General features: G+C 61.4%; 15 protein-coding genes and 1 riboswitch. Of the genes, 6 read left to right on the top strand and 9 right to left on the bottom strand.

Features of this window, described 5'->3' with window-relative positions; all coding sequences use genetic code 11:
* Window positions 1-45 precede the first annotated feature (45 nt).
* The gene (soxR, locus tag QWJ46_RS09175) at window positions 46-516 is read right to left on the bottom strand and encodes a redox-sensitive transcriptional activator SoxR (protein WP_184454815.1); all 471 of its coding nucleotides are present in this window, start codon (window positions 514-516) and stop codon (window positions 46-48) included.
* A gap of 333 nt (window positions 517-849) precedes the next feature.
* Window positions 850-963: riboswitch (TPP riboswitch) on the top strand.
* A 160-nt stretch (window positions 964-1,123) separates the two neighbouring features.
* Between soxR and QWJ46_RS09170 the strand changes: the two genes are divergently transcribed.
* From QWJ46_RS09170 to QWJ46_RS09145, 6 genes are all read left to right on the top strand, one after another.
* Window positions 1,124-1,930, top strand: coding sequence for an ABC transporter permease (locus QWJ46_RS09170; RefSeq protein WP_302750809.1), 807 nt, complete (start codon window positions 1,124-1,126; stop codon window positions 1,928-1,930).
* On the top strand, window positions 1,927-2,739 hold the full coding sequence (locus QWJ46_RS09165; RefSeq protein ID WP_302750807.1) for an ABC transporter ATP-binding protein: 813 nt from the start codon (window positions 1,927-1,929) through the stop codon (window positions 2,737-2,739). Before QWJ46_RS09170 ends, QWJ46_RS09165 begins: the two co-directional genes overlap by 4 nt.
* Before the next feature lie 67 nt (window positions 2,740-2,806).
* Window positions 2,807-3,817 carry an ABC transporter substrate-binding protein gene (locus QWJ46_RS09160; RefSeq protein ID WP_302750806.1) on the top strand — a complete coding sequence of 337 codons (1,011 nt, stop codon included), beginning with the start codon at window positions 2,807-2,809 and terminating at the stop codon, window positions 3,815-3,817.
* Window positions 3,818-3,904: 87 nt separating this feature from the next.
* Window positions 3,905-5,125 (top strand): acyltransferase, encoded by a 1,221-nt coding sequence (locus tag QWJ46_RS09155; protein ID WP_302750805.1) that lies wholly within the window; start codon window positions 3,905-3,907, stop codon window positions 5,123-5,125.
* Between the two features lie 167 nt (window positions 5,126-5,292).
* Window positions 5,293-6,030 carry a sugar transferase gene (locus QWJ46_RS09150; RefSeq protein WP_184454810.1) on the top strand — a complete coding sequence of 246 codons (738 nt, stop codon included), beginning with the start codon at window positions 5,293-5,295 and terminating at the stop codon, window positions 6,028-6,030.
* 57 nt (window positions 6,031-6,087) lie between these two features.
* Window positions 6,088-6,252, top strand: coding sequence for a hypothetical protein (locus tag QWJ46_RS09145; RefSeq protein ID WP_302750803.1), 165 nt, complete (start codon window positions 6,088-6,090; stop codon window positions 6,250-6,252).
* 137 nt (window positions 6,253-6,389) lie between these two features.
* Here QWJ46_RS09145 and QWJ46_RS09140 read toward each other — a convergent pair whose 3' ends face one another.
* The 8 genes from QWJ46_RS09140 to QWJ46_RS09105 form a co-directional block, all read right to left on the bottom strand.
* On the bottom strand, window positions 6,390-6,794 hold the full coding sequence (locus QWJ46_RS09140; RefSeq protein WP_302750802.1) for a F0F1 ATP synthase subunit epsilon: 405 nt from the start codon (window positions 6,792-6,794) through the stop codon (window positions 6,390-6,392).
* Complete coding sequence (locus tag QWJ46_RS09135; protein WP_064696517.1) at window positions 6,794-7,033, bottom strand: hypothetical protein; 240 nt, start codon at window positions 7,031-7,033, stop codon at window positions 6,794-6,796. The genes QWJ46_RS09140 and QWJ46_RS09135 overlap by 1 nt, the downstream gene beginning before the upstream one ends.
* On the bottom strand, window positions 7,033-8,460 hold the full coding sequence (gene atpD / locus QWJ46_RS09130; protein WP_302750801.1) for a F0F1 ATP synthase subunit beta: 1,428 nt from the start codon (window positions 8,458-8,460) through the stop codon (window positions 7,033-7,035). Before atpD ends, QWJ46_RS09135 begins: the two co-directional genes overlap by 1 nt.
* Window positions 8,461-8,482: 22 nt before the next feature.
* The gene (locus tag QWJ46_RS09125) at window positions 8,483-9,367 is read right to left on the bottom strand and encodes a F0F1 ATP synthase subunit gamma (protein ID WP_184454807.1); all 885 of its coding nucleotides are present in this window, start codon (window positions 9,365-9,367) and stop codon (window positions 8,483-8,485) included.
* A 28-nt stretch (window positions 9,368-9,395) separates the two neighbouring features.
* Complete coding sequence (atpA, locus tag QWJ46_RS09120) at window positions 9,396-10,925, bottom strand: F0F1 ATP synthase subunit alpha (protein WP_064683772.1); 1,530 nt, start codon at window positions 10,923-10,925, stop codon at window positions 9,396-9,398.
* Window positions 10,925-11,491 (bottom strand): F0F1 ATP synthase subunit delta, encoded by a 567-nt coding sequence (locus QWJ46_RS09115; RefSeq protein WP_302750889.1) that lies wholly within the window; start codon window positions 11,489-11,491, stop codon window positions 10,925-10,927. Before QWJ46_RS09115 ends, atpA begins: the two co-directional genes overlap by 1 nt.
* Before the next feature lie 255 nt (window positions 11,492-11,746).
* Window positions 11,747-12,136 (bottom strand): DUF4345 domain-containing protein, encoded by a 390-nt coding sequence (locus QWJ46_RS09110; RefSeq protein WP_302750799.1) that lies wholly within the window; start codon window positions 12,134-12,136, stop codon window positions 11,747-11,749.
* 78 nt (window positions 12,137-12,214) lie between these two features.
* Window positions 12,215-14,431, bottom strand: coding sequence for a primosomal protein N' (locus tag QWJ46_RS09105; RefSeq protein ID WP_302750797.1), 2,217 nt, complete (start codon window positions 14,429-14,431; stop codon window positions 12,215-12,217).
* Between the last annotated feature and the right edge of the window lie 76 nt (window positions 14,432-14,507).

Below are 14,507 nucleotides of genomic sequence, written 5' to 3'. Positions count from 1 at the left end.
GACGCATCATCTTTCCCAGAGAGGTTAGAGCTTTTCCATGAAAGCTCACACTTCGATTTCGCTTTCCAGCAGCCGTGCGCCTGGCCCTTCCTCGCCGAGCCGATCGAAGGGATTGCGCAACGGACAGCTTTCGATCGACAGGCAGCCGCAGCCGATGCAGCCGGTCAGGCGGTCTCGCAGTAGGCTCAGCCGTCTGATTCGCGTGTCGAGTTCATCCTTCCAGCGCGCCGACAGCGTCTGCCAGTCGGCAATCGTCGGCGTGCGTCCCTGCGGCAGGGAGGCAAATGCCGACTGGATTTCCGAAAGTGGAATGCCGACACGTTGCGCCACCTTGATGATGCCGAGCCGGCGAAGCACATCGCGTCCGTAGCGCCGCTGGTTGCCGCGCGTGCGGATACTCGAGATCAGCCCCTTGGCCTCATAGAAATGCAGCGCCGAGACGGCAAGGCCACTGCGTTGCGCCACTTCGCCGACCGTCAGAAGCCTGCCGAGCGGCGCTGCAGAAATCCTATTCATCGCCTATTGACCTCAATATTAGTTGAGGTTTTATAACCCCTGCTCCCGCGGCCGTAAAGCGCGAGGCGCAGGAAGAAGCGACAGCGAGAGTATCCGGCCGATACAAGCTGGAATGATGGCATCGGCGCTCGTCCGCCCCCGTACCGATCGCCCTCGCCGATATAGCCGCCGAGAGGCGAGCGCTCGGGTTCCGTTCCCGGCAGGTACGGAACCTCGGAAAACACCCGGACAGGACCTCCGTCCGGGTGTTTTTTCATCTGCGCCCCGTCCCGACCGGCCGGACGGCTTTGCAATTTTGCGGTTGCGGCAAGAAAACCCCGATGATAGTTTTCGCCGAAATAACAGGGGAGCTCCGTGTCGCCGGGGCTGAGATGCGAGGCGCAAGCTTCCGGACCCTTCTAAGCTGATCTGGGTAATGCCAGCGGAGCGAGGTCCAAATGCATTCCGGCGCGCAAGTGTCACTCTACCCGACATCCGGCAATTCCGCCGGCATCCCTATCGATGCCGTCAAGGCAATCGCCCCCAATCGCGGCAGGCTGGGCATCGAGACCGATGCCCTCGACAGGTTTGCGCGAACGGCCCGACGAAAGCCTGAAATCGAACGCCGATGACATCGCCACGCTCATCGGATTCGCGTCTTGCGACGCTCTGTCTCGCCGTGTACCGGGCAATGCCCGCCTTGCTCGCAGGTTTTGCCTTTCTGGCGGCATGGGAACTCTATGTCGATCTTTCCGGCATCAAACCGTCCATCCTGCCGGCGCCTTCGCGCATCCTTGTCCAGGGCTGGCTGAACCGAGAGGGGCTGATATCAAACACTTGGCCGACGCTCGGCGCGACACTCGGCGGTTTCGCCCTGTCGCTCGCCTTCGCCTTCGCCTCTTCGATCCTGATGGATTTCATGCCCTTCATGCGCCGGGCACTGCTGCCGATCTTCATCGCCAGCCAGACTTTGCCGCTGGTGGCGATCGCACCCCTCGTCGTTCTCTGGTTCGGTTTCGGCCTCGTGCCCAAGATATTGCTGGTGGCGCTCGTCACCTTCTTCCCGCTGCTCGTTGCCCTGCTTCAGGGTTACGAGGCGACCGATCGCGACATTGCCGAGCTCTTGAATTCGATGAAGGCGAGCCGCTGGCGCATTTTCCGCCTGGCGCGGTTTCCCTCGTCGCTGCCCTATTTCTTCGCCGGCCTCCGAATCTCGATCACCTATGCCGTCGTCGGCGCAATCTTTGCCGAATATGCCGGCGCAGCAAGCGGCCTCGGCATCTACATCCTCAACGCCAAGAACAATTTCCGTCCCGATCTCGTGCTCGCCGCCGTGATCGTCAGCGCTCTGTTGACGCTCTGCCTCTTTGCGCTGACGCTGGTTATCCAGCATTTCGTCATGCCCTGGCAGCCATCCCAGGAGCGGCGCCGATGACCGGTCAGATGCTTGAGCTGCGCAACATCTCGAAGTCCTTCGAAGGCATGAAGGTTCTGAGCGACATTTCACTCACCGTCGCAAACGGCGAGTTCGTATCGATCGTCGGCCCATCCGGCTCCGGAAAATCGACCGTGCTGAGACTGCTGACACAGGCGCTGCGGCCGGATTCCGGCGCCATGCTTTTCAACGGTGCAGCGCTGGAACAGACGCCGCATTCCTTTGCCTTCATGCCGCAACGTGATGCGCTGATGCCCTGGCGCCGGATCATCGACAATGCCGCGCTCGGCCTGGAAGTGAAGGGCATGGGCCGTCGGGCGGCCCGCGCCGCTGTCGCGCCCCTTTTCGAGCGGTTCGGCCTCGCCGGCTTCGAGCATCACTACCCCGCCTCTCTTTCCGGCGGCATGCGCCAACGTGCTGCGCTGCTGCGCACCGTCATCCAGAAGCAGGACATGCTGCTGCTCGACGAGCCTTTCGGCGCGCTCGATGCGCTGACCCGCACGCAGATCCAGGAGTGGCTGCAAGGCATGTGGACCGAACATCGCTGGACGGCGCTGCTGATCACCCACGATGTTCGCGAGGCCGTTTTCCTCTCCGACCGGATCTACGTGCTGTCTGCCCGTCCGGCCCGTGTCATCCGCGAATTCCGCGTTCCCCTGCCCCGCCCGAGAAGCATCGCCGATCTCGGTTCACCCGCGGCCCAGGCAATCGAGACCGAAATCCTGCAAACCCTGCTTCATCCGCAAGAACAGGATGATTTTAGGCCGGCCGGCCTGAAGTCCGAATCCTGTTCCAATTTAAAGAGTTAGAGCCTGATGTCGTGCGAAAACGCTCACACTTTTCGGCGCCATGCTCTCAAGACCTGAGGAGGTCACCATGCCGCTTCTCACTCGTCGCCAGACGATCCTCGCCGCCATTGCAACAAGCCTCGCCGGCCGCGCCGCCTTCGCCCAATCGGCCCCCGCAAAGGTTCGTATCGCGCTCGACTGGACGCCCAACACCAACCATATCGGCATCTATGTCGCCAAGGCGAAGGGCTTCTACACGGCCGCCGGCCTCGACGTCGAAATTCTACCCTTTACCGACACCAGCGCCGGCACGCTGGTGTCGAACGGGGTCGCCGACTTCGGCATCAGCAGCGAGATCGAGGCCCTCACGCAGCGGGCTGGCGGCGGTGACGTGAAGATGGTCTACGGCGTCGTCCAGACGGAAACCGCCCGCTTGATCTTCAAGGGCGGACGCGACGACATCAAGAGCCCTAGAGATCTCGACGGCAAGACCTATGGCGGCTTCGGCGGCACTTGGGAGAGCGCGCTGGTCTCGGCGATGATCCGCAACGACGGCGGCAAGGGCGACGTCAAGACCGTCACCCTCGGCACCTCCGCCTATGAGGCGCTGGACAATGGCTCGATCGACTTCACGCTGGAGATCTACACCTGGGAGGGCATCGCCGCCGAGCTGGAAAACCGGAAGATCAGCCGCTTCCACTATTCCGATTACGGCATTCCCGACGAGCAGACGACGGTCATCGTTTCCAGCGACGCCTATCTCTCGGCCAGTCGAGAACACGCGCGCGCCTTCATCCAGGCCACACGTCAAGGCTATGTCTACTCCATCGACCATCCCGACGAAGCCTGCGACCTGCTGATATCAGGAAGCAACGGTGCGCTGATGAACACGGAACTGGTAAAAGCATCTCAGAAGGCGTTGATCGAAGGCCATTTCCTGAGATCCGAAACCGGCGTGATCGGCACCCTTGACCCGGCAAAGGCCGATGCCATCGGCGGCTTCCTGGTCGAGAACGGCATCCTCGTCGATGCGAATGGCGTCGTGCTCAAGGAGAAGCCGGACTTTTCCACCTATTACACCAACGAACTCCTCGGCTGAGCCCGCCCGGCCTTGCCGAGGCGGTCTTCCGCGGCAATGCTTCGAGCCTGGGCGGTTTGAGCCGAATCGGGCAGGGCGGGGAACGACATGCGAGCACAGAACAGACTGGCCGGAGCCGACTTTCTGCGCGCGATGGCCTGCTTGTTGGTGCTCGCTCATCATCTCGCGCTCCGGCTGGATATGCGCAGAATTCCGGATGAATTGGCGCCGACGGCAAACGTCCTCCGCTTCGGCAATTTCGGCGTCGCCATCTTCTTCGTGCTCAGCGGCTTTCTGCTTGCCCGCCCCTTCTGGCATGCTCTCGACGCCGGCGGCGCCGTGCCGAGCCTTGGGCACTACGCCATCCGCAGGTTGGCGCGCATCGCTCCGGGCTTCTGGTTCGCCGCCAGCGTCAGCTTCGTCCTCAGCCTGACGCTGCTTGCCCTGCCGCTGACGCCGGAACTCGTCGTCCGCTACGTCTCGGGACTGCTGTTCATGAGCCAGTGGCATTGGCGCACGTTTTTTCCCGTCGAAGCCGATGGGCCGCTCTGGTCCATTCCCTTCGAGGTGACCAGCTATGTGCTCCTGCCGGTCGGCTTTTTCCTGCTGTTTCGCTTGCCGCTGCTGCGGCAACGTCCGTTCTTCGCCCGCGCCGCCTGGCTCTGCTTCATTGCCGTCGTCCTTCTTGCCCATCTGACGATCCTGAGGCTCTTTGCGCTCGACGATATCGGGCGCGGCTGGGCAAATGGCCTTCAGGGTGGGGCGAAGGAATGGATGCCCAACTATAATCCGATCGGCTTCTTTGCCGTCTTCGCGCTCGGCGCGCTTGCCGCGGGCATCGAAGTGATGTTGCCCGCAAGACGCTCCCCCTGGTTCGACGCCGCGGCACTCCTCGCCCTTGCGATTGCCGGTTACCGCCTTCTCATATCCCCCGGCGGCTCGCCCGAAGGTTACGGCTGGCTTGACATCCCCTATGGATTTCCGGTCTTTCCACTGGCGGTCGCAACAGCGCTGATTTCACTCAGCCATTCGCAGCGTCTGGGCAGGCTGCTTGATAACGCTCCTGTCCGCTACGTCGCCAAGATCTCCTTCGGCATTTATATCTGGCAGGAGATCATCCTGACATTGATTCAGAGACTCGCCCCCGGCTCGTTCGGGGCCTCCTCGGAGAATGTGGTCACCGGTTGGCTGCAATCCTGCACACTGACGGCGGCGCTGGTTCTTCTGGTGGCAAGCCTCAGTTATTATCTGTTGGAACGACCGGTAATCGATTTGGGTAACCGCCTGACATCGCGCCCGCGTAATCGGGCTACTCCTTTAGAAGTATAATTTCGAACACCACTCAACTAGAGGCATTAAGGTTAACGCGAAATACTCCCATTTTTGGCGTCTTTATGCTTAGCGATTTCTTATTTATAACGATGACAAACCATACGTAAGCATGTATCTGTCTCCCCGCTGTTCAGTATCGCATCTAAACTTCTGGGCTTTGAGTAATGAATGCTTTTACTTCGAAGATAAGTTCACGCTTCGATTCGTCTCAGCGTCAGAACAAAATCCGGACCCTGGTTGTAGCGAACTCCAACATTCGCCAGCCGGAGAGCTTTTTCGATTCCGACAGAAAGGCCGCTCTGCGATTGGCGGTAAAGCGGCTGATCGACATCGTCATGTCGGCCAGCGCTCTCCTCGTGCTGGCGCCGCTTTTCCTGGCAATCGCTCTTTTCATCAAACTCGACGATGGTGGCCCCGTATTCTTCCGTCAGATCCGTTGGGGCCTGAACGGCCGGAAGATCACCGTCTTCAAGTTCCGCTCGATGCACACCGACGCTTGCGATCCCAGCGGCATCCAGCAGACCGTCAAGGGCGACAGACGGGTGACCGGCATCGGCGCTCTGCTCCGCAGGACCAACATTGATGAGCTGCCGCAGCTTCTGAACGTCCTCAGGGGCGACATGTCACTGGTCGGTCCGCGCTGTCATGCCATCAACATGCGCGCAGCCGGCAGGCTCTACGAAGAATTGGTGCCGAACTACCACCATCGCCACATCATGCGCCCCGGCATCACCGGCCTCGCGCAGACACGCGGCTGGCGCGGACCGACGGCGCGCCCGCTGCAAGCCCGGGCTCGCATCGCCTGCGATATCTATTATGTCAGGAATTTCAGCCTGCTGCTCGACCTGAAAATTCTGTTCAAGACGCTGGTCATCGAGTTGCGCGGCGGCACCGGCTTCTAGTGAGAGTCTACCCGGTTCAAAGCATGGCGCGCAAAGATGTGCGGCCACGAAAACGACATGGCAAAACAAGGCGCTGAAGCACGACAAGCGAATCTGAAAGATCGCGACGTGCTTCAGCACATCGACCCAAATCAGAAAAACACTATGGGTTTATTAAGGGCCGCAGCGCCTTTGCGCGCCTTGGGGGCGGACGGCGCTGCAAGTGTGGCTTTTCCGTTATAAGCCGGGCAAAAGCGGCTTTGAACGCCCACTCTTTCTTTCAAGCTCTTCGATGATGTGGCTTCGATCTTCGCTCGAAGACGGCAAAAACAAAAAAAGCGGCCTTCGAGGGCCGCCTTTCAGTGATGCTGTCGGTGTGATCAATCCTGGACGATGCCGCGAAGATGCGTCAGTTCCATGATGAAGTGCTCGAGCTTCGACTTATGCTCGTTCAGCTCGGCATGTTCAAGCTCCTTGCGGGCAGCCTCGATGCGGCGGGTCAGCTCGTCCTTATGGAGTTCCTCGACCGGAACGGCGGATTCGGCCAGCAGTGTGCAACCCGTCGGCAGAATATCAGCAAAACCGCCGAACACCACGTAGTCCTGCTTCTTGCCGGACGCCGAACGCACGCTCACCACGCCCGGCTTGATCGTCGTCATCGTCGGCGCGTGGTTCGCCATGACGGTCATCTCGCCCTCGGTCGCGGGAACGACGACCTCCGTCACCATCTCCGACAGCAGCAGACGCTCCGGCGAAACGAGCTCAAAGTTGAAATTGTCAGCCATCAGTGACTTACCTTCTCGGCTATGGCTTTTGCATCTTGCAATTTTGTCCCGCAGAACGGGCAGTGCAGTATGGCCTGGTCGAGATATCCGAGGCCCTCCTCGGTCTGAACCAGTCCGACGACCATCATCAGCACGCCGTTATCGGCACGATAGACAGTCGGCGCGGCCGGTTCCGGAAGTTCCGCCACGACCCCTTTGAGGGAGTCGCAGCAGAATATCTCGTCCTGAGCGTCGCTCATCAAGCAGCAGCGAGCTTCTTGGCCTTCTCGATAGCTTCGTCCATCGAACCGACCATGTAGAAGGCGGCTTCCGGCAGATTGTCGTATTCGCCGTTGACGAGGCCCTTGAAGCCCTTGATCGTGTCTTCGAGAGCAACCAGCTTGCCCGGCGAACCGGTGAAGACTTCTGCGACGAAGAACGGCTGCGACAGGAAGCGCTCGATTTTGCGGGCGCGGGCGACGGCAATCTTGTCCTCTTCCGACAGTTCGTCCATGCCCAGGATGGCGATGATGTCCTGCAGGGCCTTGTAGCGCTGCAGCGTCGACTGAACCTTACGGGCAACTTCGTAGTGCTCTTCGCCGACGACCATCGGGTCGAGCATGCGCGAGGTGGAGTCGAGCGGGTCGACGGCCGGGTAGATGCCCTTTTCAGCAATGGAGCGCGACAGAACCGTCGTTGCGTCCAGGTGGGCGAACGAGGTTGCCGGTGCCGGGTCGGTCAAGTCGTCGGCCGGAACGTAAATGGCCTGGACCGAGGTGATCGAGCCCGTCGTCGTCGTCGTGATGCGTTCCTGCATCTGACCCATGTCGGTTGCGAGCGTCGGCTGATAGCCCACGGCCGAAGGAATACGGCCGAGCAGAGCCGACACTTCCGAACCAGCCTGGGTGAAGCGGAAGATGTTGTCGACGAAGAACAGAACGTCCTGGCCCTGATCGCGGAAATGTTCAGCGACGGTCAGGCCGGTCAGAGCGACGCGGGCGCGGGCGCCCGGCGGTTCGTTCATCTGCCCGTAAACCAGCGCGGCCTTGGAGCCTTCGCCGCCGCCATGCTTGTTGACGTTCGATTCGATCATTTCATGGTAAAGGTCGTTGCCTTCGCGGGTACGCTCACCCACGCCTGCGAAGACCGAGTAACCACCGTGCGCCTTGGCGACGTTGTTGATCAGTTCCATGATCAGAACGGTCTTGCCGACGCCGGCACCGCCGAACAGGCCGATCTTGCCGCCCCTCGCATAGGGAGCCAGAAGGTCGACGACCTTGATGCCGGTGACAAGGATCTGTGCTTCCGTTGACTGATCGACATAAGCCGGCGCATCCTGGTGGATGGCGCGCTTGTGCGCGGTGACCAGCGGACCTGCTTCGTCGACCGGCTCGCCGATGACGTTCATGATGCGGCCGAGCGTTTCGTTGCCGACCGGAACCATGATCGGAGCGCCGGTATCGGTGACCTGCTGGCCGCGAACGAGACCTTCGCTCGAGTCCATCGCGATCGTGCGGACTTCGTTTTCGCCCAGATGCTGAGCGACTTCGAGAACCAGGCGGTTGCCGTTGTTGTCGGTTTCAAGCGCGTTCAAAATCGCCGGCAGTTCGCCTTCGAAAGCAACGTCGACGACGGCGCCGATAACCTGGGTGACTTTGCCGACAGAGCGGGTAGCTGCCTCAGCCATTTTCTTACCCTCTTTCCCTAATTCAGAGCGCTTCCGCGCCCGAAATGATTTCAATCAGTTCCTTGGTGATCTGAGCCTGACGCTGACGGTTGTAGTTCAGCGTCAGCTTGTTGATCATCTCACCGGCATTGCGCGTGGCATTGTCCATAGCGCTCATCTTGGCGCCCATCTCGCCTGCGACGTTCTCAAGAAGCGCGCGGAAGATCTGGACGGAGATGTTGCGCGGGATCAGATCGTCGAGGATCGACGCCGGATCCGGCTCATATTCATAGACGGCGCCGGCATGAGCGGCATCTTCAGCGACCGCTTCCGGAGCCTTGGCCGGGATCAGTTGCTGCGCGGTCGGAACCTGTGAGATGACCGACTTGAATTCGGAGTAGAACAGCGTGCAGACGTCGAACTCGCCGGCGGCAAACATGTCGATGATGCGCTTGCCGATCTGGTCGGCATTCTCGAAACCGATCTTCTTGACTTCGCGCAGTTCCTTGCGCTCGATGATCAACGGCGCAAATTCGCGGCGAAGGATGTCGTAACCCTTCTTGCCGACGGTGAAGATCTTCACCGTCTTGCCCTCGGCCAGCAGCTTGCGGACATGGTCGCGTGCAAAGCGGGCAATCTGCGAATTGAAGCCGCCGCAGAGACCGCGTTCGGCCGTGCAGACCACCAGAAGATGGACCTTGTCCTGGCCGCTGCCGGTCATCAGCGCCGGTGCGCCATCCGCATCGGTGACGGCCTTGGCGATGTTCGCCAGAACCGCACCCATGCGCTGCGAATAAGGCCGGGCGGCCTCGGCCGCCTCCTGCGCACGCCGAAGCTTCGCCGCGGCGACCATTTTCATCGCCTTGGTGATCTTCTGCGTCGCCTTGACGGAGGCGATCCGGTTTTTCAGATCCTTGAGTGAAGGCATCCGTGATCCGTCCTAACTTAGGGCCCGATTACTGGAAAGACTTGGCGAAGCTGTCGAGAGCAGCAACGAGCTTGCCCTTCGTGTCATCGCTGATAGCCTTTTCCGTGCGGATCGCATCGAGGATGGCGGAGCCTTCCGAACGCAGATAGGACAACAGGCCCTGTTCGAACTTGCCGACCTGAGCGACCGGCAGCTTGTCGAGGTAGCCGTTGACGCCGGCGAAGATCACGGCGACCTGCTCTTCCGTCTTCAGCGGCGAGAACTGCGGCTGCTTCAGGAGTTCGGTCAGGCGTGCGCCGCGGTTCAAGAGGCGCTGCGTTGCAGCGTCGAGGTCAGAACCAAACTGGGCGAAGGCGGCCATTTCACGATACTGGGCAAGTTCGCCCTTGATCGAGCCGGCGACCTGCTTCATCGCCTTGATCTGTGCCGACGAGCCGACGCGGGAAACCGAGAGACCGACGTTAACGGCCGGACGGATACCCTGATAGAACAGGTCGGTTTCGAGGAAGATCTGGCCGTCGGTGATCGAGATCACGTTGGTCGGAATGAAGGCCGACACGTCGTTGCCCTGCGTTTCGATGACCGGCAGAGCGGTCAGCGAACCGGCGCCCTTGTCGTCGTTCATCTTCGCAGCGCGCTCGAGCAGGCGCGAGTGCAGGTAGAAAACGTCGCCCGGATAGGCTTCGCGGCCCGGCGGGCGGCGCAGCAGCAGCGACATCTGGCGGTAGGACACGGCCTGCTTCGACAGGTCGTCGTAACCGATCAGCGCGTGCATGCCGTTGTCGCGGAAATATTCGCCCATCGCGCAGCCGGCGAACGGAGCCAGGAACTGCATCGGCGCCGGATCGGAAGCGGTCGCGGCAACGATGATCGAATACTTCAGCGCGCCGCGCTCTTCGAGCACCTTGACGAACTGGGCAACGGTCGAACGCTTCTGGCCGACGGCGACGTAGACGCAATAAAGCTTCTCGCCTTCCGGACCGTTGTCGTGGATGGCCTTCTGGTTGAGGAAGGCATCGAGAAGGATGGCGGTCTTGCCGGTCTGGCGGTCGCCGATGACAAGCTCGCGCTGGCCGCGGCCGACCGGGATGAGGGCGTCGATGGCCTTGAGACCGGTCGACATCGGCTCATGAACCGACTTGCGCGGGATGATGCCGGGAGCCTTGACGTCGACGCGCGAACGGCGGGTCGCATTGATTGGGCCCTTGCCGTCGATCGGGTTGCCGAGCGCGTCGACGACGCGGCCGAGCAGTTCCGGACCGACCGGAACGTCGACGATGGCGCCGGTCCGCTTGACGGTGTCGCCTTCCTTGATGTCGCGGTCGGAGCCGAAAATAACGACACCGACGTTGTCAGATTCCAGGTTCAGAGCCATGCCGCGGATGCCGCCGGGGAACTCGACCATTTCACCGGCCTGGACGTTGTCCAGACCGTAAACGCGAGCAATACCGTCACCGACGGAGAGAACCTGGCCGACTTCCGAGACTTCTGCCTCTTTGCCGAAATTTTTGATCTGGTCTTTGAGAATTGCGGAAATTTCCGCGGCGCGGATATCCATCAGCCGACCTCTTTCAATGCAAGCTTAAGGGTAGAGAGTTTGGTACGAAGAGACGTATCAATCTGACGGGACCCGACCTTGACGATCAGACCACCAAGAATTGACGGATCAACCGTGACGGCAATCGCCACGTCTTTGCCGGTGACGCCCTTCAGCGCCGCCTTCAATTCATTTTCCTGCTCTGCGGTCAGAGCATGGGCCGAGGTGACCTCGGCGGAGATTTCACCGCGGTGATTCGCGGCGATGACGCGGAAGGCCTTGATCATGCCCGGCAGGGCGAACAGGCGGCGGTTGCGCGCCACGACCTTCAGGAAATTGGCGAAGAAGCCGCCGATGCCGGCCCTCTCGCTGATGGCGACGATCGCCTTCAGCTGGTCCTCGGCGGAGAAAACCGGGCTCGCGACGAAGCGCTTCAGTTCGGCGCTTTCATCCAGCATCGCCTGGAAACGGTCGAGATCGGCGGTTACGCTGTCGACGGCGCCCTGTTCGAGCGCCAGCTCGAAAAGCGACGAGGCATAGCGCTCGGCAACACCAGAAGTAAGCTGGGACGTGTCTGCCACTGGCACAAATTTCCCTGATTTCAATCCAAAATCCGGCTCTCGGCGGGCGCCGAACCTATGATCTTGAATTCGTTTTGATTTCCCCCAGAAATCACAAGAGAAGCCTCTTGCTTCTTCCGAAATTCGGGGTCCGTCTAACATAGGATGTTCGGACTCGCAACACGCGTAACGTCCGAATACGCCTTTCGCATGAATTTCTGTTCGCAAAAGTGCGCAAAGGCTTGCGGACAGGCCGCCAAGGCGGCCCGCCGGCGGTGAAATTCACGTTTGAATGAAGCCGAATACATAGAGCAGCGGCAGCGCAGCCAGCACGATCTGCACAACCAGAAGTAAATAGTTGACCAGATTGCTCCCCTTATCGGACAGGATCGAGATGAGCCGCGCAAAGGCAGCCATGCTGAAGGAGGCGCCGAGCGCCATATAGATCCAGTCCTGCGCGAGCATGATCGCCGAAAGCCCGAAGCCGAGATAGAAGCCGCCCATCGAGCGCCCCTCGCCGAAGCCTTCCCGCCGTCCCTCCTGCACCTGGAGGCCAAGAAGACGGAAGGCATGCCCCGGCGCAAACATCATGATGAAACCGGCCAGCGCCGTGAAAGCGGCGGAGCAGAACGCCAGCTGCTCACCGAGCTCGGTCGGAAAGTAAAATTCCATGCATCAACCCCAAATCACCCGGAGAAATCGCTGCTTTATGGCATGCGCCGGAAAAGGAAGAAATGGCGGCGTTATGTTTTAGAGAAAACTCTGCGGATCGATGTCGAGCTGCACCTGTACGGATCCGCGCTCCTTGGGCGATTGCGACAGCATTGCCCGCAGAAACCCCTGCATGTCGGAATTGCGCCGCCCGTGGACCAGAAGACGGAAGCGATGGCGGCCGCGCACCAGGGCAAGCGCCGCTTCCGCCGGGCCGAGCACCGAGATGCCGGAGACCTGGGGTGCTGCGTTGCGCATGCCGCGCGCATGATTTTCGGCGTCATGGCGCGTTTCGGCCGAAACGATGATCGAGGCGAGCCGGCCGAAGGGCGGCAATGCCGCGCGTTCGCGCTCGGTAATTTCGCGCTCGTAAAAGGCATCCGAATCGCCGGAAACGATGGCCTGCATGACCGGATGCTGCGGCTGGTAGGTCTGCAGCAACCCATGGCTTTTGAGACCGGTGCGTCCGGCGCGGCCCGTCACCTGCGACAGGAGTTGGAAGGTGCGCTCGGCCGCGCGCGGATCGCCATTGGCAAGGCCGAGATCGGCGTCGACGATGCCGACCAGCGTCATCAGCGGAAAATTATGCCCCTTGGCTACGAGCTGTGTGCCGATGACGATATCGGCCTCACCCTTAGCGATTGCATCAAGCTCCAGCCGCAGCCGCTTCACGCCGCCCATCATGTCCGAGGAGAGAACGATCGTCCGCGCCTCGGGGAAATGTCGTTCCACCTCTTCGGCGATGCGCTCGACGCCGGGCCCGCAGGCGACCAGATGATCGAGCGTCCCGCATTCCGGGCATGCCTCCGGCGTGCGCTCGGCATGGCCGCATTGATGGCACTGCAGCTGCTTGCGGAAGCGATGCTCGACCAGCCAGCTCGAACATTGCGGGCATTGGAAGCGGTGGCCGCAGACCCGGCAGAGCGTCAGCGGCGCATAACCGCGCCGATTAAGAAAGAGCAGCGCCTGTTCGCGCCTCTCCACGGTCTTGCCGATCGCCCGGATCAGCACCGGCGACAGGAAGCCGCCCCGCTCCGGCGCGTGCCTGCGCATATCGATGAGATGCAGGTCCGGCAGCGCCGCGTCGCCGAACCGCGTGGGCAGGTGGACGGTGCTGTAGCGGCCGTTCTGCCCGTTGACCTGGCTTTCGACCGACGGTGTCGCAGAGACCAGGATGACGGGAAAATCGCCGATGCGGCCGCGCACGACGGCCATGTCGCGAGCATTATAGAAGACGCGATCCTCCTGCTTGTAAGCGGGATCGTGCTCCTCGTCGACGATGATGAGGCCGAGGTCCTCGAAAGGCAGGAAGAGCGCCGAGCGGGCGCCGGCGACGACGCGCACCTCGCCGGTCACCGCCTGGCGCCAGACCTTTTCGCGCATGCGCGGGGCGAGATCGGAATGCCATTCGGCCGGCTTTGCCCCGAAGCGGTCCTGAAAACGCTCGAGGAAACTGGCCGTCAGCGCGATCTCCGGCAGCAGGATCAGCACCTGCTTGCCGCGTTTCAGCGTCTCGGCGATCGCCTCGAAATAAACTTCCGTTTTGCCGGAGCCGGTCACGCCGTCGATCAGCGACACCGAAAATTCGCCCCGGCAGACGTCGGAGACGATTTCCACGGCCGCCTCTTTCTGCGGCCCTTCGAGGCGCGCGGCGGCAAAATCGGGATCCGGCATCGCCACAACAGGCGGCGGCGGCAGGAACACCGTTTCGAAAATGCCGAGCGTGATCAGCCCATCGACGACGCTCGTCGAAACGCCGGCCGCATGCGCCAGACCGCTGCGCGTCCAGGACAGGCCGTCGGAAGCGGCCGCGAGCACGCGCGCACGCGCCGGTGTCATCCGCTCGGGTTCGCCGCCGACGAATTTCAGCCCCTCCACCATCGGCTCCGGCTCGAAGGCGTTCGGCGCCCTGAGCGCCATGCGCGCGACGAGGCCGGGCGGGGAGAGTGTGTAGCTCGCCACCCAATCGATGAAATCCCGCATCTCCTTGGAAAGCGGCGGGCAATCGAAGACATGGCTGATCGGCCGAAGCTTCTTCGGATCGACGCCATCTTCGCCGCCGTCCCAGACGACGCCGATCACCTGCCGCGGCCCGAGTGGCACCTGCACGACCGAGCCGGGCTCGATCGCCATGCCCTCCGGCACCGAGTAGGAATAGGGTTTCGGCGCCGGCATCGGCACCAGCACCGGAACCGTTCGGTTCACGGGCGGTGCTTCGAAAAGCGCGCCAAAGAGATCGGACGAATCTATGCTCATCGCGCGAGACCATGCCCGCAAATCGATGGAATTGGAACCGCAAAGACGCGATGGTTCGTCGGGCGACAACGTGGAT

The sequence above is a fragment of the Rhizobium sp. CBN3 genome (assembly GCF_030518245.1).
Taxonomy (GTDB): Bacteria; Pseudomonadota; Alphaproteobacteria; order Rhizobiales; family Rhizobiaceae; genus Rhizobium; species Rhizobium aethiopicum_A.
The sequence above is the reverse complement of the archived record's forward strand: the minus strand, read 5'-3'. Positions and strand labels throughout refer to the sequence as shown.

What these genes read in the sequence shown, in the direction of transcription:
- QWJ46_RS09140 (WP_302750802.1), bottom strand. Translation starts at nt 6,794, where the DNA reads ATGGCTGACAATTTCAACTTTGAGCTCGTTTCGCCGGAGCGTCTGCTG.
- QWJ46_RS09160 (WP_302750806.1), top strand. Translation starts at nt 2,807, where the DNA reads ATGCCGCTTCTCACTCGTCGCCAGACGATCCTCGCCGCCATTGCAACA.
- QWJ46_RS09145 (WP_302750803.1), top strand. Translation starts at nt 6,088, where the DNA reads ATGGCAAAACAAGGCGCTGAAGCACGACAAGCGAATCTGAAAGATCGC.
- QWJ46_RS09125 (WP_184454807.1), bottom strand. Translation starts at nt 9,367, where the DNA reads ATGCCTTCACTCAAGGATCTGAAAAACCGGATCGCCTCCGTCAAGGCG.
- atpD (WP_302750801.1), bottom strand. Translation starts at nt 8,460, where the DNA reads ATGGCTGAGGCAGCTACCCGCTCTGTCGGCAAAGTCACCCAGGTTATC.
- QWJ46_RS09105 (WP_302750797.1), bottom strand. Translation starts at nt 14,431, where the DNA reads ATGAGCATAGATTCGTCCGATCTCTTTGGCGCGCTTTTCGAAGCACCG.
- QWJ46_RS09150 (WP_184454810.1), top strand. Translation starts at nt 5,293, where the DNA reads ATGAATGCTTTTACTTCGAAGATAAGTTCACGCTTCGATTCGTCTCAG.
- atpA (WP_064683772.1), bottom strand. Translation starts at nt 10,925, where the DNA reads ATGGATATCCGCGCCGCGGAAATTTCCGCAATTCTCAAAGACCAGATC.
- QWJ46_RS09155 (WP_302750805.1), top strand. Translation starts at nt 3,905, where the DNA reads ATGCGAGCACAGAACAGACTGGCCGGAGCCGACTTTCTGCGCGCGATG.
- QWJ46_RS09165 (WP_302750807.1), top strand. Translation starts at nt 1,927, where the DNA reads ATGACCGGTCAGATGCTTGAGCTGCGCAACATCTCGAAGTCCTTCGAA.
- QWJ46_RS09170 (WP_302750809.1), top strand. Translation starts at nt 1,124, where the DNA reads ATGACATCGCCACGCTCATCGGATTCGCGTCTTGCGACGCTCTGTCTC.
- QWJ46_RS09110 (WP_302750799.1), bottom strand. Translation starts at nt 12,136, where the DNA reads ATGGAATTTTACTTTCCGACCGAGCTCGGTGAGCAGCTGGCGTTCTGC.
- QWJ46_RS09135 (WP_064696517.1), bottom strand. Translation starts at nt 7,033, where the DNA reads ATGAGCGACGCTCAGGACGAGATATTCTGCTGCGACTCCCTCAAAGGG.
- soxR (WP_184454815.1), bottom strand. Translation starts at nt 516, where the DNA reads ATGAATAGGATTTCTGCAGCGCCGCTCGGCAGGCTTCTGACGGTCGGC.